The following is a 23,044-nucleotide window of genomic DNA, read 5'->3' as shown; positions in this document are numbered from 1 at the left end:
TGGATGTCGCTGAAGCGCATCATCGGCTCCCACTTCGCCAACTACCGCGAGGCCTGGGAGGCCAACCGCCTCATCGCCAAGGGCAAGATCCACCCCACCCTGTCCAGGACCTACTCCCTCGAGGACACCGGCCAGGCCGCGTACGACGTCCACCGCAACCTGCACCAGGGCAAGGTCGGCGTGCTCTGCCTCGCCCCCGAGGAAGGCCTCGGCGTGCGCGACGAGGAGATGCGCGCCAAGCACATCGACGCCATCAACCGCTTCCGGCCCTGAACATCCGGGAGTGAAGCCCATGAAAACCAGAGGAACAGACGTGCAAGACATAGTGGGACCCGGCCGTGCCGTCGGAATCGTGGGACTCGGGACGGTCGGCGAAGCGTTGCTGAACATGGTGGCCGCCACCGGGTGCCCGGTGGTCGGCGTGGACCACGACCCCGACGTCGTCGCCAGGGTCGGGCAACGCCTCAAGCGCAAGGACACCGGCGAGACCGGAGGGTCCGTCTCCTGGACACTGTCCGCCGAGATCACCGCGCTGGCCGACGCCGGTGTCGTGGTGGAGGCGGTGGCCGAAGACCCCGCCGCCAAGCGCGACGTACTTCGCCGGCTGCGTCAGGTCTGCCCACCCGACACGGCCATCGTCACCACGGCCTCCTCGCTGCCGCTCTTCCCCCTCAGCACCGCCGCGGGGCGTCCCGACCGGATCGCCGGCCTGCGACTGCTGCGCCCGCCGGCGGTCGGCAGGCGCGCCGAAGTCGTACGCACGTCACTGACGTCCGACGAAACTGGTGACCTGGTGGAACGCCTCGCGACAGCCATCGGCCTCGAATGCGTCGTTCTCGGGCACCGTGCGAGCGGTTTTGCCGCGCGGCTCGTCCACCTGTACCTCAACCGCGCTGCGGCCATGGTCGCGGAGGGTTTCGCTTCCCCCCGAGACGTCGACACCGCGATGCGCCTCGGTTGCGGACTGCCGTCCGGTCCGTTGGAACTGATCGACGAACTGGGCGTGGACGAGGTCCACAGCTGCCTGGAGTCCCACTGGAAGCGCACCGGTGAGGAAGCGTTCCGCCCGGTGCCGCTCCTGACCTCGATGCTTCGAAGGGGCACCCTGGGAAGGAAGACCGGCCAGGGCTTCCACCGCTACGACGACCAGGGTCTGCCGGACGAGAGGACCCCTGACGAACGGGGGCGTCCCGACTCCCCGGCATCCGGCGAGCCGGTACGCCACGTCGGCGTGTTCGGTTCCGGCACGATGGCTCGCGGGATCGCGGAGGTGTGTGCCACGTCCGGCCTCCGCACCACCTTGGTGGCTCGAAGCACGGACAAGGCCCGGAGCGCCGCGACGGCCATCGAGGCATCCCTGGTCAAGGCGGTGCGCCGGGGCAGGATCACCCCGGCACGGAAGAGGGATGCGCTGGCCGCGCTCGCCACCGTCGACGACGTCTCGGCGCTTTCCGGCTGCGACCTGGTCATCGAGGCTGTCGCGGAAGACCTCCAGATCAAGCGCGGCGTCTTCGCGCGGCTCGGGGCGGTCTGCCGACCTGGTGCGATTCTGGCCACCACCACCTCCAGCCTGTCCGTCGCGGCCTGTACGGCTCCGGCCAACCGGCCCGGGGAGACGCTCGGCCTGCACTTCTTCAACCCCGCGCCGGTGATGAAGCTGGTGGAGCTGGTACGGGCGCCGGACACGGCCGCACACGTGACGGAAGCGGGCCGCGAGTTCTGTGCCGTCCTCGGCAAGGTCCCGGTGGCCTGCCCGGACCGAGCGGGTTTCATCGTCAACCGCCTCCTCTTCCCCTATCTCAAGGATGCGCTGCGGTTGTCGGACGACGCCGCTCTCGACGTCGTGGCGCTCGACACCGCGGTGGAGCGGGGATTCGGATACCCGATGGGACCGTTCACCCTGCTCGACGCCATCGGCCTGGACGTCTCCCTGGCGATCCTGGAGCGTCTGCACGCCGAGTTTCCCGAGGCGGGCTGCGAACCACCAGCCGTTCTCAGGGAGCTGGTGGACGAGGGCTGTCTCGGACGCAAGGCGGGCCGGGGACTGCGCCGGGCGTGAGCTGTCGCTCAACCCTCCGGAGCGCCCACTGAGTTGAGCGCGACGGAGAGCTCCGCACGGCCCCGCAGCCCCAGTTTCCGGTAGATGCGGGTCAGGTGCTGTTCGACGGTACTGGGGGTGACACCGAGCTGCTCGGCGATCTCCCGGTTGGTCAGACCGTCCTGGGCGAGATGGGCCACCCGGTGTTCGGCCCTGCTCAGCGTATGGAGCTCCTCCGTCGCCGCCGGCGGCCTCATGCCGGGCCCCGCGTCGGTGCCGGCGCCGCACAACCGGTCGTACAGCATCTGCGCCTGCTTGCGCAACCACGGGCTGCCCGTGTCCGGCTGTGCCAGCTCCTCCTCCAAGAGGCGCACCGCCTCGTCCCTGTCACCGAGCCCGGCGAGCGCTTCGGCGGCATAGACGCGCCAGGCCGTGAAGACGGACACCCTGAGCTGCCACGCGGCCATCAGGTCCCGGCACGCGTAGAAGTCGCCGAGCGCCGCTTGGTGACGCCCCGCAGCCAGGTGGAGGCGACCGCGCGCCTGCAAGTAGTGCAGTCCGGGCAGGGACTGGAACATCGACTGCGGTACCGGGACACGGAAGCATTCGGCCGCCGCCTCGAGGTCCCCGAGACTGACGCAGGCGAGAACCTTGGCGGACAGCGGCAGACCGACAGCCACCCCCCAAGCCGACGGGGGCAGCAGCGTCAGGGCCTGCTCCGCGCGGGTCAGCGCGGTCGTGAAATTGCCCAGCCAGCTCTCCAGGGTCGCGCTGGCGGTCAACAGGACGGCCCGGCAGGTGGTCGTGCGCTCCGAGCACCCCACGACCAAGCGGTCGCACCAGTCCGCGGCTCTCTCGAGGCGGGAGGCGCGAATCAGCGAGATCAACGCGGCCATCGTCGGCGCCAGGAGCGGCTGGTGCGGCACCTGCGCCTGCAGCAGCTGCTCGGCGGCTCCGCACGCGTCGTCGGTGGGTCCCTCGGTGAGCAGCAGGGCGAGCACCAGCGCTCCGTCCCACTGCGGATCCACTGACACGATGCGCCGGCCCGGATCGTGCGGGGACTCCAGGGGGCTGTGCCGATATCGCGCGCCGTAGGTGGGAAAGAAGTACGCGAACCACACCCGCAACACGTCGAGGCGGGCGCGTGCGTCCTGGGGCAGTTCCTCCCGCACGGCATCGAGGTCGGCGAGGAGAGCGCTGACCTCCTGTGTCCGCCCCGACCACAACAGATACATACCCAGCAGCAGACTGTGTTCCCGGCTCAGCCGGCCGGCCCGGTGCTCATCGAGCAGATCGGTCAGGTGCCAGCGAACCGCCCCCGGGTCCACTTCCCACTCCGCCTGCGCCAGTTCGGCCCGGACCACCGCACGCTGCGAGTCGTCGGCGGCGGCGTAGGCGGCCCGAAGGAAGGCGATGGCCCGTTCGGCGTCGTGCTCGTGCAGGGCCTGTGTGGCCGCTTCCCGCAGGGCAATGACCGCCCAGGGGTCCTGGACGGGCCGCGCGTGAATCAAATGGTCGGCCACTTCGCCCAGTTCGGCGTTGCTCTCGCGCAGTGCCAGCGCGGCGTTCCGATGCAGCCGTGTCCGTTCGTCGCTCGGAGTTCTCTCCAGCACCACGTCACGAGCCGCCTCCAGGTGGTAGCGCAGGCCGTCGGTCAGGCCGGCTGCCTCCAGGGCATTGCGTGACCGTGCCGCCTCACCGGCGGACATGCCCAGGTGGTGCAGGAGGCGCTCCACTCGCTCCGCGGTGGCCGACTCTCCGAGGACGGCGAGAGCCCGCGCGGTCCGCAGCCCGTCGTCGGACATCAGACCGTGGATGTACTGAACGGCGAACCGCACCGCGTCGGCACCAGGTGGAGGGAGGACCGCGCCCTGCTCCACTTCGGCCGGCGCACCGGAACCCGACCAGTCCTTCAGAAGCGCGTGCAGCAGGAGCGGGCTCCCCCCGCACGCCCGCCGCCACAGGGACACGGTCCGGTCGCCGACGCCGCTCCCCATGTGCTCTGCGAGCACTCCTTCGACACACGAGGCGCACAACGGGGCAAGGCGCAGCAGCGAGCAGCTGGGATTGCGCATGTACTCGGCGATCAGTAACGGACTCTGCTGGGGAAGGTCGGAGCTCCCGGTGAGCAGGATGAGGGCACGCAGTGGCGCCACACGGTGGATGACGTAGAGCAGACACCGCAGGGACTCACCGTCGATGTCGTGAACGTCGTCGACGGCGACGATCAGCGGTGTGCGCTCGGCGGCCGCGCAGACTGCGTCGTGCACCGCGGCGGCGACCATGGCGGGCGACTCGCACACGGCCGCGATCTCGTCCATGGAGTAGCCCAGACAGGACAGGAGTTGGGCGACGACGCCCAGAGGGAACGAGCGCTCCGCCACCGATCCCGTGGCGCTCAGCACGGTCACGCCCGCCCGTTCGGCCTGTCCTGTGACGTAGTCGACCACCCCGGTCTTCCCGGCACCTGGGGGGCCGAGAACCAGAGCGGCCTGTCCCCTACCGTCACGCGCCTGTCTAAAGAGTCCGTCAAGAAGTTGTTGCGCTCGGCATCGCTCTGCCAACTCCATGTCGGACATACTCCTTCCACGGCGCCTGGTTTCGGCCGCCACATGCACTGCTCATGCAATCAAAGCATGTCCGGCGAGACCCCCCTACCTCGGTGGCCCTCACTCTGCCGGTGCCCGCCCGCCGCGACGCCGCAGGGGACGGCGGCCGGACCGGTCGCGCCCTCTTTGCGCGGCGAATTAGGGGGGAGCCACCACCCCCCTAATCGTCAACGCCCATGGAATTGGGGTTTCTTGCGGCACGTCTGACCATTGGCTAGCGTGCGAAGTCTTGCGGAGCCCCTCTCCTTTACCGGCTTTGTGGGCCCGGGGGACCCGACCGGCAGCAGCGAAGGGATGACGGAACAGTGGACGTATGGGTTACCGGTCTGGGCGCCATGACGCCGCTCGGCGGGGATATGCCGAGCACGTGGGCCGCAATGCTGAGCGGCGCCAACGGAATTGGGTATCTGAAGGACGAATGGGCCCAGCATCTGCCCGTCCGAATCGCCGGGTGCCTGGCGGTGGATCCCGCCGGCTTCCTCGCACGGACCGAAGCCCGTCGACTCGACCGTGCGGAGCAGATCGCCCTCGTCGCGTCCCGGGAGGCTTGGCGGGACGCCGGCTCCCCGGAACTTCCCCCCGAGCGTCTCGCGGTCGTCATGGGCACCGGCATCGGCGGCGTCACGTCCCTGCTGGACCAGAACCACACGCTCGAGGTCAAGGGGCCGCGGCGGGTCTCACCCCACACCGTGCCCATGCTGATGGCCAACGGCCCCGCCGCGTGGGTCAGCATGGACCTGGGCGCACAAGGCGGCGCCCATGCTCCCGTCAGCGCGTGCGCGTCGGGGGCCGAGGCCATCGCCCTGGGCCTGGACCTCATCCGGGCGGGCCGGGCCGATGTCGTCGTGGCCGGCGGCGTGGAAGCCAGTGTGTTGCCCCTGCCGCTCACCGGCTTCGCGCAGATGATGGCGCTGTCCACGTCCAACGACGATCCGGCGCACGCCAGCCGCCCCTTCGACGCCCGGCGCAACGGCTTCGTCCTTGCCGAGGGGGGTGCGGTCGTCGTCCTGGAGCGAGCGGACCACGCCCGCGCACGCGCCGCTCGCGCCTACGCGACGGCCCTGGGAGCGGGCACCAGTTCAAGCGCCGCCCACATCACCGCCTCGGACGTGGCGGGACAGGTACGCGCCATGACCCTGTCGCTGCGCGACGCGCGGATCACCGGGCAGGACGTGGGGCACGTCCATGCCCACGCGACGTCGACGCCTCAAGGCGACGCGTGTGAATCCGATGCCATTGCCCAGGCCGTCGGTACGCACGCCGTGGTCACCGCCACGAAATCCATGACCGGCCACATGCTGGGGGCGTCCGGGGCCATGGGTGCGGCCGCGGCGATCCTGGCGCTTCGCGACGGCGTCGTGCCCGCGACCCGCAACCTGCGGGAGCTGGATGCGCGCATCGATCTCGATGTGGTGACGGACGAGCCGCGCACGGGACAGTTCCGGGTCGCATTGTCCAATTCCTTCGGCTTTGGCGGGCACAACGTCTCACTCGTCTTCGGCCGCCCCTGACACCGGCAAGACTCGTCAACTACCCGGTCCTGGGAGCAAGTTGGCACTGCGGCTTGGCGCGTCACCGTCTCCGAGCGACATTGCCTCGACTTTTCCATCGAAAGAATTCCATGACATCCGAGATACCTGAAAACAGGTGCCCCATCCGCCTCGACGTGGATTTCTACAGAGATCCGCATGCTGTCTATCGGGCGATAAAACAACGCGGAAACAAACCCACTGAAGTCGTACTCGAAACGGGTATGGCGTACCTGCCACCGAACCTGCGTGCCTGGGTGGTGACTTCCTACGAGGATGTCGAATTCGTACTGCGGGATCCCCGTTTCCGCAAAAGCATAGACAAGGCAATGCCGTTGTTTGCGGCGAGCGCCCAAGGCGGCGGACAGGAGCAGGACCGAAGCTCGCTGCTCTACGACAACATGGCGAACAACGACCCGCCGGTCCATACCGCCCTGCGCAAACCGCTCAACAGCTCCTTCACCGCGCGGGCGGTGGCTCCCAAGCGCCAGGCCATGCGGGAACTGGCCGAATCGGTCCTGGACGCCGTCGCAGGACACGAGTCGTTCGACCTCGTCCAGGATTTCGCCTTCCCTTACTCGATCGGCGTCATCTGTGACACGCTCGGGGTTCCGCGCGAGGATCGCGAGACGTTCCACCAATGGGTGCAGACGATCACCAGTGACGCGGAACCCGAGGTACTCCGGCGCGACGCGCAGCGGATGGTCGGCTACCTGCGCGGCCTCATCGCGCAGAGACGTGAGACGGGCACCGATGACATCCTGACGCAACTCGCCGTCTCGCTCAGCGAGTCGCAGGCGGTCGCCCAGGCGTACGCGCTGCTCGCCGCCGGGTACGAAACCTCGGCGAACCTGATCGTCACGGGGCTGCTGGTGCTGGAGTCGGAGCCGGATCTGAAGGCGCGTGTCTGGGGGGACCGGTCGCTCGTGCCGGCCGCCGTGGAAGAGATGCTGCGCCATCAGTCCCCCTTCAATCTGTCCCTGTACCGGTACGCCACCGAATCGGTCGAGGTGGGCGGGGTGACCATTCCGGCCGGCTCCATCGTGTTCCTGGCCTTCGCCGCGGCCAACCGCGACGGCGCGCGTTTCGAGGATCCCGACCGCTTCACGGTCGACACGCCGCGCCGTGAACACCTGGCCTTCGGCGGCGGCATCCACAACTGCATCGGCAAGCACCTCGCGCGTCTGGAGGCGGAGGTCGCGTTCGACGTCCTGGTCCGGCGCTGTCCGGAACTCGCCGTCCGCACGCCGCCCCAGCACAGGGAGTGGAAGGCCAGCCCCACCTTCCGGGGACTGAGGAGTCTCGTCGTCGCCCCTGGGCCACTGCGATCCGGCCCGGGCACGGCAGAAGCAGGTGAAGCAGCCTGATGAGCGCACGGACCCACCGGCCGCGACCGACACGGACGTACACGGAACCAGACGCAGCCTCCATGGCCGTCATCGGTCTGTCGTGCCGCTTTCCCGGCGCCTCCGATCCGGGCGAGTTCTGGCGCAACCTCATGTCCGCGGCGGACAGCGTGGGCAGCGCTCCGCCCGGCCGCTGGGAGGAACGTGCCGGGCCGGCGCCCGCCGAACCCCGCACTCCCATCCGGCACGGCGGCTTCATCGAGGGCATCGACGAGTTCGACGCCAGGTTCTTCGGCATCGTCCGACGCGAGGCCGAGCACATGGATCCGCAGCAGCGGCTCCTGCTCGAGCTCGCATGGCAGGCCCTGGAGGACGCCTCCGTTCCCGCACAGGACCTGCGCGCGGCGCGCTGGGGTGTCTATGTGGGGGCGAGCGCGGATGACTTCAGGACGCGGTACTTCGCCTCCGGGTGCCTCGACCGGTTCGGGCACATGGGCTCGAGCCGCTCGCTGCTGGCGGGACGCATCTCCCACCACCTCGGTCTGCGCGGCCCCAGCGAAGTCGTCGACACCGGTCAGTCGTCCTCCCTGTGTGCACTGCACCGGGCAGTCGCGAGCCTGCAGCTGGGCGAATGCGATGCCGCGCTCGTCGCCGGCGTCAACCTCAACCTCCTGCCGGACGTCACCGACCAGGTGCATCTGTGGGGCGGTCTGTCCCCTGACGGCCGCTGTCGCGCCTTCGACGAGCACGCCGACGGATACGTCCGCGCCGAGGGGGGCGGCGTCGTCGTGCTCAAGCCGCTCGAGGCCGCCGTACGCGACGGTGACCACGTCTACTGCGTGGTGCGCGGCAGCGCCACCAACAACGACGGAGGCAGAGCCGGTCTCGGTGTTCCCAGCGCGGACGCCCAGCGCGAGGTGATCGAGGCCGCCCACCGCGCCGCGGGGATCACGGGTGCGTCGGTCGGCTACGTCGAACTGCACGGCACGGGCACGCCCGTAGGTGACCCGGTTGAGGCCGAGGCACTCGGCGAGGCCGTCGGAAGGCGGCGCCCGCGGACAACGCCGTTGCTCGTGGGCTCGGTCAAGTCGAACATCGGGCACCTGGAGTCGGCGGCTGGCATCGCCGGATTCATCAAGGCGTGCCTGGTACTGCATCACGGGCAGCTGCCGCCGACCCTGCACCATCACCGCAGCCCCGAGGCACTGCCGTTGGCGGACCTCAACCTTCGGGTCCTCGGCCTGGACCACGACGAGAGCCTGGGAACCGACGAACTCGTCGGGGTCAGCTCGTTCGGCATGGGCGGCACCAACGTCCACGTGGTCCTGGCGAGTTCGCCCGTCGCTACGAGTCCGTCCGGTCGGCCCGGGTCCCGGACTCCGGCCGAGCAGCCCACCACGGACACCGTGTGGTGTCTGTCCGGTCGCACCCGCGAAGCGGTCCGCACGCTGGCCCGCGCCCTCCTCGAACACACCTTCCCCACGGAGCGCTACACCGTGGGCGATGTGGCCTGGTCCCTCGCCCAGCGCGACGAGGGCGAGCACCGCGCCGCGGTGGTCGGCGGTTGCTGGGACCGGATGCGCGACGGACTGCTCAAGATCGTGGCAGGCCACGACCTGGCCATACCGGCGGACTGGCTGCACGACGGAGGAGCCGAACGAGTCGCCTGGGTATCCGTCGCCGGTACCTACGCCGCCCACGGAGACATCGCCGAGGTCGCAGCTCGACTGGGAACAGGACTGCGCAAGGTGCCCGGCCTGCCCACGTACCCCTTCGAACGCGACACCTTTCACGGACCCGCACCGCGCCGCTCCCTCGCCCCGGCCCCCGAACCGGCCACCGCGGCGCCGGACGAGGCCGTCCCACGCTCCCTGCTCGACGGCTGGGTGCAGGCTGCCGATCCCTCCGAACGGCTCTGGCTCATCCGGTCCTTCCTGGAGCGCGAACTCCTCGACGTTCTGGGCGAGACGGGCGACGGCCGTCCGAGCGTGGATCCCGACAGCACCTTCCAGGACCTGGGCGCCGACTCCATGTCCCTGCTCGAGCTCCAGGACCGTCTCACGACCGCCACCGCCGTGGAGATCCCGGAGTCCGCGCTCTTCGACCACCCGACGATCAACGACCTCGCGGCACACCTGAACACCGAACTGGAGGCACTCCGTGGCTGAGCACACAACGGAGCCCGAAGACATAGCCGTCGTGGGTATGGCCTGCCGCTACCCCGGCGGCGTGAACACCCCGGAGCGCCTGTGGGCCTTGGTCGACGAGGGCCGGGACGCCATCACGGACTTTCCCGGCAACCGCGAGTGGCACACCGAGGATCTGTACGACCCGAGCTTCGTGCGGCAGGGCGGGTTCCTGCACGACGCGGACCTCTTCGACGCCGACTTCTTCGGGATCAGGCCCGCTGAGGCGATCTCCATGGACCCGCAGCAGCGGGTGCTCCTGCAGGTCGCCTGGGAGGCGATCGAGCGGGCGGGCATCGTCCCGTCGAGCCTCAAGGGTTCACAGACCGGCGTGTTCGTCGGGCTGATGCCGAACGAGTACGGGATGCCGCTGTGGAAGTGGCAGGACGAGACGGCCGGTTTCATGGGCACCGGCACCTCACCGAGCGTGGCGTCCGGGCGGATCGCCTACCTCCTGGGCCTGGAAGGTCCCGCCCTGACCATCGACACCGCCTGTTCGTCGTCCGGCGTGGCGATTCACACCGCCGTACGGTCCCTGCGCAGCGGCGAGACGGACCTGGCGCTCGCTGGCGGCTGCACCGTGCTCACGGGGCCCGGTATGTTCGTGGACTACGCGAAGAAGGGTGCCCTCTCGCCGGACGGACGATGTCGCACCTTTTCCGACACCGCCAACGGAACCGTCTGGGCCGAAGGCGCGGGCGTCCTCGTCCTCGAACGCCTCTCGGCGGCACGGCGCAACGGGCGCCGCATCCTCGGTGTCATCAAGGGAACCGCCGTCAATCAGGACGGCGCGAGCAACGGCCTCACCGCACCGAGCGGCAAGGCTCAGGTCAAGGTGATCCGGCAGGCGCTCGCCGACGCCCGGCTCACGCCCGGCGAGGTCCAGCTCGTGGAGGCGCACGGGACGGCCACCAAGCTCGGCGACCCCATCGAGGCCAACGCCATCCAGGCCACCTACGGAGCGGACCGCGGCGACGAACCCGTGTGGATCGGCTCCTTCAAGTCGAACATCGGCCACTCCATGGCCGCAGCGGGAGTCGGCGGTGTCATCAAGTGCCTGAGCGCGATGCGCGCCGGCACCATGCCCAAGACACTGCACGTCGAGGAACTCAACTCCCACGTCGACTGGTCCTCGTCGGTGAACGTCCTGCGCGAGAGCAGGCCCTGGCCCACGGCACAGGGCGGCGTACGCCGGTGCGCCGTCTCCTCGTTCGGTGTCAGCGGCACCAACTCCCATGTGATCCTGGAGAGCTGGGACGAGGAGCCGATGGTCTCCGCGACCCCGGCGGACGCCTCCGACGACACCACTCACGCCCTCACCCTCTCCGCCAAGTCGCCCGCGGCTCTGCGCTCTCACGCCGCGAGGGTCGCCGAACACCTCATCTCCGGGACGTCGTCCGTGGCGGCGACCGCGCAGGCGCTCGCCACACAGCGCGAGCACTACGCCCACCGCGCCGTCGCCGTCGCGGGAGGACGAGAGCACCTGGCCGCCGCGCTCCAGGCGTTCGCCGACGGCACCGACTCCCCAGCGGTCGTGCACGACGAGGCACGGCGCATTCGACGCCCGGTCTTCGTGTTCCCCGGGCAGGGGTCCCAGTGGGACGCCATGGCCGTGCGGCTCCTGAAGGACTCCGACGTCTTCCGGCTGAGGGTCGAGGAGGTCGCGGGAGCCTTCAAGCCCTACCTCGACTATGACCTGCTGGCGGTGCTGGCCGGCGAGGACCGGGAGACGAACCGGGAGCGCACGGACGTCGTCCAGCCACTCACCTTCACCATGATGCTGGGCCTCGCCTCGATGTGGGAGCTCGCCGGTGTCCGGCCCGCCGCGGTGATCGGCCACTCGCAGGGCGAGGTCGCCGCCGCGTGCCTCGCCGGTGCTCTCAGTCTCGACGCGGCGGCCCGTGTGGTCGCCTGCCGCAGCCGCGTGCTGGAGGACGAGGGACGCGGCGGCATGGTAGCCGTGGCGCTCGGCGTCGAGGAGGCGGTGACCGCCACCCGCGAAGCAGGCGCGCATCTCGCCGTCGCGGCCACCAACGGCCCCGCCTTCACCATCTTGTCCGGTGACGACGAACCGGGTATCCGGCGTCTGCTGGACCGGTGCGAGGACCGGGACGTGTACGCCCGCCGGGTCCCGGCCAAGTGCGCCTCGCACTCACCCGTCATGGCCGAGCTCGAAGGCCGGATCATGGCAGGACTCGACGGCCTCCAGGCCTGCGCGGAGGACGTGGCCTTCTTCTCCACGGTCGAGGGCGACCGGGTGCGGGGGCAGGATCTGACCGCCGCGTACTGGTACCGGAATCTGCGCGAGCAGGTCCGGTTCGCCGAGACGGTCACGGCCATGGTGTCGCACGGCTACGACGCCTTCATCGAGATCAGCCCGCATCCCGTGCTCCTCACCTCGCTGCGCCAGATTCTGGAGCAGGCCGGCAGCGACGCCCCGGTGTGCGCCACCCTCCGCCGGGACCAGGGTTCGTACGAGCGGTTCCTGACGGCTGCCGCCGAGGCCTACGTACAGGGCCACGACGTCGGCTGGGCCGCCCTGCACACCGGTGCGTGGTCCGGGGGGCCGGCTCCGGACGGTCTCCCCACCTACCCGTTCCAAGGACGCAGGTTCTGGCTTCCGTCGCAGATGGAGACCACGGCCGTCTCCCCGCCCGCCGCCGTCCGGCCGAGCGCCGGCAGGACGCCGATCGCGGCCGGCGGCCACCCGTTCCTGACCTCCGTGGTCGAGACGGTCGACGGCACCATGGTGATGAGCGGGCGCCTGTCCGTGCGAAGCCACCCGTGGTTGATGGATCACCGGGTCGAGGACACGCCCTTGCTGCCCGGCACCGCCTTCGCGGAGCTACTGCTGACGGCGGGGCGCGAACTCGACTGCCCGGCCCTCGACGAGATGGTGCTCCGGGACCCGCTGCTCCTGCCGGTGGACGGGTCTCAGGTCGACGTACAGGTGACCGCGCGACGCGCCGACGCACAGGGGAAGCGGGCCGTGGCGGTGTACTCGCGCCCGGCGGCCGACACCGAGTGGCGCCAGCACGCGGAGGGCTTGGTGTCCCCCGAGCTCCCTCGGCCGACTCCCGCCGGCCTCACGACCGAGCCCGGTGCCGGACGCCTGGAGGCCGACACGCTGTACGCGCGGCTGCGCGGGATGGGGTACGGCTACGGCGACGCCTTCCAAGGCGTACGCGGTGGAGAGCACGGCGACGGCTGGGCCCGCTCCCGGGTGGTCCTGCCGGACAGCGCTCGTATCAACCACCACGGCTTCGCGCTGCACCCGGCGCTGTCCGACGCGGCACTCCACGCCGCCGTGGCCTGTGGCCTGATCGAACCGCCGGCAGCAGGGGACATCGCCGTCCCCTTCGTGTTCAACGGGGTACGGGTCGGTGACGGCGACGCTGCCGACCAGTGCTGGGCCGCTGCCCGCCGCGTGGCTCCCGACACGATCGCCCTCACCCTGACCGACGACCTCGGCCATATGCTGCTGAGCATCGACAGCATGGTGGTCCGCGGTCTCGAGCGGCCCGCTCGGCAGCCGGACCACGTGGAGGCCACGCTCTACACGACCGACTGGACGGAGGCCGAGGGCGAACGGGGTGTGGAACGTCGCCTGTGCGTCGTGGGCGCCGACGGGCCGCTCGCCGCGTCCCTGCGGAACACCGCACACGGTGGGATAACGGTGGCCACGCTCGACGAAGCGGTCATGGTCGTCAGGGCTCTGCCCGGAGACTGGCAGGTCGTCCTGTCCACCCCGTCGACGGGCCCCGGGACCGTGACCGCGGCTGACGTCCATGACACGGCGGCGTGGGCGCTGGAGGCCGTCCAGCGGTGGATGCTCGCCGAGGACCTCTCCGAGCGTGCTCTGCTCACGTTCGTCACCCGGAACGCGGTGGCTGTCCCCGGTGACGAGGCGCACGACCTGGCCGCGAGCGCTCTGTGGGGGATGGTCCGCACCGCCCAGACCGAGAACCCCGGTCATGTCCGCATCATCGACGTCGACGACGCCGCGGTCGCCGAACCGGACCCGGTCAAGGCGGCGTTGCGACGTTCCGAGGCCCAGCTGGCCGTACGCGCGGGCCGGGTGCTGCGCCCGCATCTGTGGCCGCACACCTCCGCCGGCGCCCCGTTCCCGGACTGCGGCGACGACACCGTCGTCATCACCGGCGGCACCGGCACGATCGGCCGTGCCCTGGCCCGCCACCTCGTCACCCAGAAGTCCGTGCGGTCCGTGGCGCTGCTCAGCCGCAGTGGCCGGCAGGCGCCCGGTATCACGGCCCTCACCTCCGAGCTGGAGCGCCTGGGCGCCTCGGTTCGCGTGCTCGAGGCCGACACCGCCGACGCGGAGCGCCTGCGCGCGGCCCTGGCCCAACTGCGTTCGGAGCGTCCGCTGGCGGGCGTCGTCCATGCCGCGGGCCTCCTCGACGACGCCATCGTGCCGAACATGACGCCCGAGCAACTGCACCGTGTCCTGGCGAGCAAGGTCGACTCGGCGCTCAACCTGGACGCTGCGACGCGTGCGGACGACCTTCGCTTCTTCACCGTCTTCTCCTCCCTGTACGGCGTGCTCGGCGGCCCCGGGCAGGCCAACTACGCCGCGGCGAACACCTTCCTGGACCACTTCGCGCACTGGCGCCGGGCCCAGGGGCGGCCGGCCAACTCCGTCGCGTGGGGTCTGTGGGACGAGGCGACGGGTATGACGGGGCACCTCGACGAGGCGGATCTGCTGCGACTGCGGCGCAACGGAGTGGCGCCGTTCACGGTGGCGGAGGGGCTCGCCCTGTTCGATGCCGCACTCGGCAGCAGCACCACCGCGGTGATCGCGGCACGTCTCGCGGTGTCCGATGCGACCGACGACGCGACGATGGACGCTCCGTTCCTGTTCTCCCGCCTCGCAGGGCGTGGAGCGACCCGGACCGGGGGGATGCGCAAACCCGCACCCGCACCCGCCGCCCCGCCCGCACCCACCGTCACCGCTGCCCCGCCGGCCCCGAGCGCCCCGGCTCTCCGGCCTCCGACGCGGCAGACGCCTGCCGCTTCCGCTCAGCCACGCGCCGAGGCCGACCGGCCCACGCGCCCGCAGGAGGCGGCCACCGTCCTCGACCTCCTGAACTCGCCGGAGGCATCACACGACCAGCGCGTCGCCGGCCTGCTCACCGTGGTCAAGGAGAGTGTGGCCGAACTGCTCGGCACCGAGCACCGGCGCGTGGACGCCCAGCAGTCCTTCTACGAGATGGGCTTCGACTCCCTCACCTCCATGGAGCTGCGCGTCCGCCTCGGCCGCAGGCTCGACATCCGGCTGGGCGCCACCGTGGTCTTCGACCACCCGACTCCGGAGGCACTCGTCTCGCACATCGTGGATCTGTTCCGGCCCGATGACGGTCGGGAGTCCGACGAGTCAGAGGAGCCCGGCCCAGGCCAGGTCAGCGAGCCGGACGTCGCCCCGGCCCCGGTTGCGGCGCCCGCGAGGCAGGGGGCGCGACAGAACGCGGACGCCGGCAGGACGAGGGAGGAACAGCCCTCCGTGCCCGACTCCGCCCCGTTCCCCCTGACCAAACTGCAGGAGGCATATCTTGCGGGCCGGGCCGGTGACTTCGAACTGGGCAACGTCTCCACGTACTTGTACGTGGAGGTCGACCTGACCGGCTTCGACGTGGCGGCGGCCGAGCACGCGCTCGACCGGCTCGTACGGCGCCACCCGATGCTGCGGGCCGTCTTCGACCCGGAGACCGGGACCCAGCGGGTGCGGGGCAGCGTGCCCCGCGTGTCGATCCCCGTCGAGGACCTGACCCGGCTCACGGAGGACGAGCGTGGAAAGCGGCTCGCCGCGATACACACCGAGCTGAAGGCCAAGGAGTTCGACGTCACGAGCTGGCCCCTGTTCGTGGTGCGCGCCACGGCCGTCAGCTCGACCGTGACGCGGCTGCACTTCGGCATCGACGTACTCGTCTCGGACGGCAGCAGCACCTCCGTCCTCTTCAAGGAGTGGGCGGATCTCTACGCGGACCCCGACACGGAACTTCCGGAACTGCGGTCGGGATTCGACGAGTTCACGCTCAGGATCCGCGAACAGGCCGCGGCGGCGGAGAGCGACCGGAGCAGGTCGTACTGGGGCGGTCGGCTCCAGAGCCTGCCCCCGGCTCCGGAACTGCCGCTCGCGGTCCGCCTCGCCGACGTACGGCGCCCCGTGTTCACCAACCGCTTCCTGCGCGTCGAGGCACCGGAGTGGGAACAGTTCAAGCGCAATGCCGCGGCAGCCGGTCTGACGGCGTCGGGCGCCGTGCTGGGGGCGTACTGCCACGTGCTCGCCGCGTGGTCCAAGACACCGGACTTCACCATCACCTGCCTGGTGTCGCAACGGGACGCGATAGCCGGTATGGACACCGCGAACGTCATAGGCAACTTCTCCTCCACGAGCCTGCTCGAAGTGCGGGTCGACCAGGCCGCTCCGTTCCGGGACACGGCCCGCCGGATCCAACGGCAGCTGATGCAGGACATGGAACACACCGCCTGTTCCGGCCTCGATGTGCTCAGGGACCTCGGCCGTATGGACGCGAGCGCGGGGCGGGCGCGCATGCCTGTCGTCTTCAACAGCACCATCGGCGGGGCCGCCGCGGGCGGGCAGGAGGCCGGTCCCGTGGGTTCGCTGTGCCGCATGGGTGAGACCGGCACGCCGGTATGGAGCGGGGTCCGCACCCCGCAAGTCATCCTCGACCACACGGCGTTCGAGGAGAACGGCGGTCTGATCCTCAACTGGGACGTGGTGGAGGAAGTGTTCCCGGAGGGCGTCGTGGACTCCATGTTCGCGGCATACGAAAGGCTGATTCGTGAACTCTGTCGCTGACTCCGCGTGGTTCGCGCCCGCCTGGGCGAACGACCCCGAGCTCGCGCCCGGTGCCGGCAGGCTCCAGCGCACCCAGGAGCCCGGGTTCCCCTCTGACCACACCCTCCATTCCCGTTTCGTCGAGCGAGCCGCGCGTACTCCCGACGCTGTCGCCGTGATCACACGGGACCGACGGCTCAGCTATGCCGACGTCGACGCGGAATCGGCTCGTGTGGCCTGTCTCCTGGCAGAGCATGGCACGACCACCGGAACGTTGGTCGGGGTGGTGATGCACAAGGGCTGGGAGCAGGTGGTCGGCAGTCTGGGCGTGTTGCGGTCGGGAGGCGCGTACGTCCCCATCGACCCGAACTGGCCGGCCCAGCGCCTCGCCGCGGTGATCGCCGCCGCGGAGCTGGACACGATCCTGACCCAGCCCGCGCTGCGCAACGCCGTCGACTGGCCCGACGGCCTCACGGTGCTGGAGGTCGAGGCGCCCGACCCGTCCGAGAACGCCGCGGTCCACACGGCGCCGGACGTCCCGGTGACACCTCGTGACGTCGCATACGTGATCTACACCTCCGGTTCCACGGGCGTCCCCAAGGGGGTGGTGATCGAGCACGGACCAGCGGTCAACACGATCCTGGACGTCAACGACGAACTGTCGCTCACCGCGGACGACCGCGTCCTCGGCCTCTCGGCCCTCAACTTCGACCTGTCGGTCTACGACATCTTCGGACCTCTCTCCGCCGGTGGCGCGGTCGTGCTGCCCGGTCCGGAGGACGCCCGCGAACCGGCGGGCTGGCTCTCCCTGATGGCCGAGGGGAGGGTCACGGTGTGGAACAGCGTTCCCGCCCTGATGGCCATGCTGTGCGAGCACCTGACGTCGTCGCAGGACACAGATCCCCGGTCCCCGGACGCCCCGTCCTCGCTGCGCGCCGTCCTCATGAGCGGGGACTGGATTCCCGTGGCCCTGCCCGTCGAGATCCGGCGGTTCTTCCCTCAGGCGGCCTTGTGGAGCCTCGGGGGTGCGACCGAGGCGTCGATCTGGTCGATCTGGCATCGGATCGTTCCCGAAGACACGGCGTTGCCGTCCATCCCCTACGGCACGTCCATGCGGAACCAAAAGGTCTTTGTCGCCGACACGCTCCTACGGCCACGCCCCACGTGGGTCGTAGGCGAAATCTGCATCGCCGGCGTCGGCCTGGCGCGTGGATACCTCGGCGACCCGGAGAAGACCGCGAAGAGTTTCACCGTCTCTCCGTCCACCGGAGATCGCGTGTACCGGACCGGTGACTGGGGACGTCTCCTGCCCAACGGCGAGATCGAGTTTCTCGGCCGCGACGACATGCAGGTCAAGGTCGGCGGCTACCGGATCGAGCTGGGCGACGTGGAAGCCGCGCTGCTGCGATGTCCCGAGGTCGCGGGCGCCGTCGTCACGGCCCCCGGCGACCGGAGCCGCAGGCGACTCGTGGCGCACGTCGTGCTGGCGGCGGGCGCCAGGCGAACGGGCGCGGACATCAAGAAGGCCGCGGAAGAATTCCTGCCACCGTACATGCTTCCCGCCCTTGTGACCGTGTGGGATGCACTGCCCCTGACGGCGAACGGGAAGGTGGACCGCGCCGCACTGGCCCGGCACGAGGAGGAGCCGGATACGGAGGATGAGAACGCTCGCCCTGCCACCGAGGAGGAACAGGCTCTGCTCTCCCTGTGGAAAGCCTTCTTCGAAACGTCCTCGCTCTCCGTCCTGGACAACTTCTTCGAACTGGGCGGGGACTCTCTACGGGCCGTACGTCTGATGGCAGTGGTGCGGAAGGAACTGGAGGTCTCATTGCCCGTTTCAACGCTTTTCTCAGCGCCAACAGTCCGGTCACTGGCGGTCCGCGTACAGCAATCGCGCGTGAGGGCATAGCGACATAAGTGTCCGGCTGGTGCCGTCGGCACCAGCCGGACATGTTCGTTGGGCGGCGGACCGGCGCCTCAGAGACAGCGCCCATGCCGCCCGGCGTGGCGGTCAACGTCTCGTCGTCACTTGGTGAAGACGAGACTGACGTTGTGCCCGCCGAACCCGAACGAGTTGGCCAGCGCAGCGGACCACTGCCCGATGCGCCGCTCACCGCGCACCACGTCCAGTTCCACGCGCGGGTCGAGTTCATCGAGGTTGCGCGTGGCCGGCACCGTGCCGTCCTTGAGCGCGAACAGAGCGGCCATGGCGCCAACAGTTCCGGACGCGCCCATCATGTGACCTGTCATCGACTTCGTCGCCGTCACCGCGGCGTGACTGCCGATCACCCGGCCGATCGCCTCGGCCTCCGCCAGGTCACCGGACTCCGTCGAGGTGGCGTGGGCGTGCACCAGCCCGATGTCCGCCGGGGCCAGGCCGGCGTCGCGCAGCGCCAGTTCCATGGCGAAGGCCTGGCCGTCCGCGTCGGAGGCCGTGATGTGGTTCGCGCTCGAACTCACTGCACTGCCGGCCAGCGTGCCGTAGGCACCTGCTCCACGGGCCCGAGCGAACTCGGCGCGTTCGAGCACCATCATCCCCGCGCCCTCGCCCATGACGAACCCGGACCGCTCGACGTCGAACGGGCGGGACACGGTCTCCGGGTCCACGGACTGCGTCGACAGGGCCTTCATCTGGGCGAATGCCGCGATGGTGAAGGGGTGCAGACATGCCTCCACCCCACCTGCGACGACCACGTCCGCCCGCCCGCTGCGGATCAGATCCTGCCCCAGGGCGAGGGCCTCCGCCCCGGACGCACAGGCACTCACCGGAGTCCTGGCGCCTCCCTTCGCGCCCAGGTCCATGCTCACCCAGGCAGCGGGCCCGTTGGGCATCAGCATGGGGACCGTGAACGGCGACAGCCGGCGAATCCCTGCGCGTTCGAAGATGTCGTCCTGCCCCAGCGTGGTGAGAACACCACCGGTCCCCGTACCGATGACGACGGCGAATCGCTCCGGTTCGACCTGCGGAGCACCGGCGTCCCGCCAGGCTTCGCGCGCACTGAGGATGGCGGCCTGCTCACCGCGGTCCAGCTTCCTGGCCTCGGTCCTCGGAAGCAGGGAGGCAGGGTCCACCGTGAGCCGGGCCGCAACGTGCACGGGCAGGTCCGCGGCCCAATCCTCCTCCAGGAAACGCACCCCCGACTTACCGTCCAGCAGCCCCGACCACGACGACGGCGCATCGGCTCCCAGTGGCGTCATCGCACCGACGCCCGTCACCAGCACACGACCGTTACGGGTCACACGAGCCTCCTTGAATTTTGTAGATATTACATAGTGCCCGACCTACCTTCACGGGGATCATGCCAGCTTTCAAAAGGGAAATCAGGGTAGGAGCCGACCGATTTGAAAGCGGGAGATTGTGTCATTCCAACAATGGGGGTACCTCAGGCGGGAGCGCAGAGGGGACACTGCGCCAGGGTGAATTCGCCCAGGCGCGCTCGGCGGCCGGTCCGTGGTTCAGGTGTCCTGGTGCTGCCTGCGGCTGAGGCTGAGCAGTGTGTAGACCAGTAGGGCAGAGGCGAGGCCGACGGCCCAGCCGTAATCGGCCAGGGGCTTGAGGAACGGGATGATGCCGTCGGTGGGGAAGGGGCCCTGCTTGACGCCCTTGGCCACCGTCGAGTACGAGCCGCCGACGGCCAGGACGCCGCCGATCACGAACGCGGCCACCGCGCGCAGGTTCCAGCCGCCGGTGTACCAATAGCGGCCGTCGGACAGGTACAACTCCCCCAGCGCCAGGCGGGTACGGCGCACGATCCAGTAATCGGCGACGAGGATGCCGGCCACGGTGCCGAGCAGGCCGCCGACGAAGCCGAGCCACGTGTAGATGTACACGTGCGGGTTGGCGATCAGCTTCCACGGCATGATCAGGATGCCGACCACACCGGTGATCAGCGCGCCGGTGCGGAAGCTGACCAGTCGCGGCAGCAGGTGCGAGAGGTCGTACGCCGGGGAGACGACATTGGCGGCGATGTTCACCGACAAGGTCGCCACCATCACGATCAGCAGCGCGAACAGGGCGCCGACGGTGTTGCTCATCCTCGCACTCAGTGCGATCGGATCCCAGATCGGCGCCCCGTAGACGGCCTGGGAACCGGACGTCACCAGCACCGAGAGGATCGCGAACAGCGTCATCGTGGTCGGCAGGCCCAGGGTCTGCCCCCACAGCTGGGCACGCTGGCTGCCGCCGAACCGCGTGAAGTCGGGGATGTTCAGCGACAGTGTGGACCAGAAGCCGATCATGCCCATCAGGGAGGGGAAGAACACCTTCCAGAACCCGCTCCCCCAGCCCAAGCTGGAGGGCTGGTCCAGCAGCGGGCCGAAGCCGCCCGCCTTGGCGGCCATGACCCCCAGCAGCACCAGCGCACCGACGATCACCAGCGGCGCCGCCCAGTTCTCCACCCTGCGGAGCGTCTCCATACCACGGGTGATGATGGCGACCTCGATGAGCCAGAACAGACCGAACGACAGCCACTGGGTCCACGGCGTGCCCCCGATCGAGCCGGCGTGCAGCCAGCCGTGGCCGAACAGCTTGCCCGCCAGCAGGAAGATGCCCTCCCCACCGATCCACGTCTGAATGCCGAACCAGCAGCACGCCACCGCCGCCCGCACCATCGCCGGCAGGTTCGCCCCGCGCACCCCGAACGACGCCCGCGCGAACACCGGGAACGGGATCCCGTACTTGGTGCCGGCATGACCGGTCAGCAGCATCGGCACCAGCACGATCACGTTCGCCAGCGCGATCGTCAACACCGCCTGCTTCCAGTCCATCCCCAGCGCCACCAGCCCCGAAGCCAGTGTCCACGAAGGAATACAATGCGCCATTCCCACCCAAAGGGCGAGATAGTTGTAAGTCCCCCATGTCCGGTGCGCGATCGGGACCGGCACCAGGTCCGCGTTGGCGAAACGCGAATCGTCCAGCACCGCCGGATCGGACAACGCCACCCGGCCGTCCGCATACACCTGCTGCGCGACGGCCGGATCGGCCAGGGTTCTTCCATTGGAGGACATCAGGACCACCTCGTATCGCAAGACTCATGTGACGATGCGGACTCCGGGGAGCTCAACTCATTCCCGGGAGTGCGACGAGCAATGGACGAGCCGACCAACCGCGCGAGCAGACGCACCGCCGACGGGCGTCGGCCCGTCGGCGGCGTCAACCGCGCACAGCGGGCAGACCCTCGCGCGGCCAGTGCGATCGACGACGAAATCGCTGGTCAGCGCCCTGCAAGGCAGTATGTGTTCTCTCTTGCGCGACCCACAGGGCGGAGAAGTTGTACGTGGTCCAGGTGCGTGCCAGGAGCGAGTTCCACGCGCCCGTCGGGGAGGGTGACTTGGCCGGACAGGGGTATGGCCGTGGGAGCGGTGTCGGTCATGGGCTGGCCAATCGGGGTGAGAGGGGTGGGGAGAGGCCGTGCGGGCACCAGCCCCCTCCCCGGCGGCGGGGAGGGGAGACCAAAAGGGGCGTGGGGGGTGAACTCGAAGAAGTGGCTCAGGCGTTGACGGCCGGGATCACCTGCGTGCCGTAGGCGTCGATGGTGGCCTCCTGCGCGTCGTGCATGTCGTACACCGCGAACTGGTCGACGCCCAGCGCGCGGAGCGCGGTCAGTTTCTCGATGTGCTTCTCGGCCGGTCCGATGACGCAGAACCGGTCGACGATCTCGTCCGGCACGAACTGGGTGTCCGGGTTGCCGCTGCGCCCGTGGTGGGCGTAGTCGTAGCCCTGCCGTGCCTTGATGTAGTCGGTGAGTGCGTCGGGGACCTGCGCGGAGTGCTCGCCGTACTTGGCGACCAGGTCGGCGACGTGGTTGCCGACCATGCCGCCGAACCAGCGGCACTGGTCGCGCGCGTGGGCGAGGGCCTCGGGCGAGTCGTCGGCGGTGACGTACGCGGGGGCCGCCACGCAGATGGTGACCTCGGACGGGTCGCGTCCGGCGGCCGCCGCCGCGTCCTTGACGGCCTTCACCATGTACTCGGTCAGGTACAGGTCGGAGAGCTGGAGGATGAACCCGTCGGCCTCCTCGCCGGTCATCTTCAGCGCCTTCGGGCCGTACGCGGCCATCCAGACGGGGAGTCGGGCGCCCGGCTTGATCCACGGGAACCTCACGACCGTGCCGCCGCCGAGGTCGGCCTCGTCGCCGCTGCCGAGGGCCCGGATGACCTTCATCGCCTCGCTGATGCGGGCCAGGGTGTTGGGTTTGCGGCCCGCGACCCGCATGGCGGAGTCGCCGCGGCCGATGCCGCAGACGGTGCGGTTGCCGAACATGTCGTTGAGGGTGGCGAAGGTGGAGGCGGTGACCTCCCAGGTGCGGGTGCCCGGGTTGGTGACCATCGGGCCGACCTTCAGCTTCGTGGTGTTGGCCAGGATCTGGCTGTAGATCACGAACGGCTCCTGCCAGAGCACGGCGGAGTCGAAGGTCCAGCCGTATGTGAACCCGTTGCGCTCGGCCCGTTTCATCAGGCTGATGACACGGGAGGCCGGCGGGTCGGTCTGCAGGACGAGTCCGAAGTCCATGGGCGCTG

The 23,044-nt window shown here is 69.8% G+C and carries 10 protein-coding genes and 1 pseudogene; 7 read left to right on the top strand and 4 right to left on the bottom strand.

Going from position 1 to position 23,044, the window contains the following annotated elements; translation table 11 throughout:
- Nucleotides 1-273: pseudogene (locus tag ACWDEN_RS36240) on the top strand (crotonyl-CoA carboxylase/reductase); the annotation flags it as partial.
- 40 nt (nucleotides 274-313) lie between these two features.
- Nucleotides 314-2,059: a 3-hydroxyacyl-CoA dehydrogenase family protein gene (locus tag ACWDEN_RS36235; RefSeq protein WP_450862176.1), complete on the top strand. Its 1,746-nt coding sequence runs from the start codon at nucleotides 314-316 to the stop codon at nucleotides 2,057-2,059.
- Nucleotides 2,060-2,067: 8 nt separating this feature from the next.
- Here ACWDEN_RS36235 and ACWDEN_RS36230 read toward each other — a convergent pair whose 3' ends face one another.
- On the bottom strand, nucleotides 2,068-4,608 hold the full coding sequence (locus tag ACWDEN_RS36230; RefSeq protein ID WP_450862174.1) for a LuxR C-terminal-related transcriptional regulator: 2,541 nt from the start codon (nucleotides 4,606-4,608) through the stop codon (nucleotides 2,068-2,070).
- A 344-nt stretch (nucleotides 4,609-4,952) separates the two neighbouring features.
- Here ACWDEN_RS36230 and ACWDEN_RS36225 point away from each other — a divergent pair, with 344 nt between their 5' ends.
- The 5 genes from ACWDEN_RS36225 to ACWDEN_RS36205 all read left to right on the top strand — a co-directional run bounded on the left by ACWDEN_RS36225 (nucleotide 4,953) and on the right by ACWDEN_RS36205 (nucleotide 18,434).
- Nucleotides 4,953-6,158, top strand: a complete 1,206-nt coding sequence (locus ACWDEN_RS36225) for a beta-ketoacyl-[acyl-carrier-protein] synthase family protein (protein WP_450862173.1) — start codon at nucleotides 4,953-4,955, stop codon at nucleotides 6,156-6,158.
- Between the two features lie 110 nt (nucleotides 6,159-6,268).
- Nucleotides 6,269-7,543 (top strand): cytochrome P450, encoded by a 1,275-nt coding sequence (locus ACWDEN_RS36220; RefSeq protein WP_450862171.1) that lies wholly within the window; start codon nucleotides 6,269-6,271, stop codon nucleotides 7,541-7,543.
- A 62-nt stretch (nucleotides 7,544-7,605) separates the two neighbouring features.
- Complete coding sequence (locus ACWDEN_RS36215) at nucleotides 7,606-9,690, top strand: beta-ketoacyl synthase N-terminal-like domain-containing protein (protein WP_450862169.1); 2,085 nt, start codon at nucleotides 7,606-7,608, stop codon at nucleotides 9,688-9,690.
- Entirely contained in the window at nucleotides 9,683-16,546 is a 6,864-nt protein-coding gene (locus ACWDEN_RS36210; RefSeq protein WP_450862167.1) for an SDR family NAD(P)-dependent oxidoreductase, read from the top strand. The genes ACWDEN_RS36215 and ACWDEN_RS36210 overlap by 8 nt, the downstream gene beginning before the upstream one ends.
- Nucleotides 16,530-18,434 carry an amino acid adenylation domain-containing protein gene (locus ACWDEN_RS36205; RefSeq protein WP_450862165.1) on the top strand — a complete coding sequence of 635 codons (1,905 nt, stop codon included), beginning with the start codon at nucleotides 16,530-16,532 and terminating at the stop codon, nucleotides 18,432-18,434. The genes ACWDEN_RS36210 and ACWDEN_RS36205 overlap by 17 nt, the downstream gene beginning before the upstream one ends.
- Before the next feature lie 116 nt (nucleotides 18,435-18,550).
- Here ACWDEN_RS36205 and ACWDEN_RS36200 read toward each other — a convergent pair whose 3' ends face one another.
- The 3 genes from ACWDEN_RS36200 to ACWDEN_RS36190 form a co-directional block, all read right to left on the bottom strand.
- Nucleotides 18,551-19,765: a beta-ketoacyl-[acyl-carrier-protein] synthase family protein gene (locus tag ACWDEN_RS36200; protein ID WP_450862163.1), complete on the bottom strand. Its 1,215-nt coding sequence runs from the start codon at nucleotides 19,763-19,765 to the stop codon at nucleotides 18,551-18,553.
- 216 nt (nucleotides 19,766-19,981) lie between these two features.
- A complete protein-coding gene (locus ACWDEN_RS36195; protein ID WP_351604761.1) occupies nucleotides 19,982-21,532 on the bottom strand; it encodes an NCS1 family nucleobase:cation symporter-1 in 1,551 nt (516 codons plus the stop codon).
- 481 nt (nucleotides 21,533-22,013) lie between these two features.
- Nucleotides 22,014-23,036, bottom strand: a complete 1,023-nt coding sequence (locus ACWDEN_RS36190; RefSeq protein WP_450862161.1) for a TIGR03842 family LLM class F420-dependent oxidoreductase — start codon at nucleotides 23,034-23,036, stop codon at nucleotides 22,014-22,016.
- Nucleotides 23,037-23,044: the final 8 nt, after the last annotated feature.

The sequence above is a fragment of the Streptomyces sp. NPDC001153 genome (assembly GCF_053598315.1).
This window is presented reverse-complemented; position numbering and strand designations above follow the sequence as displayed.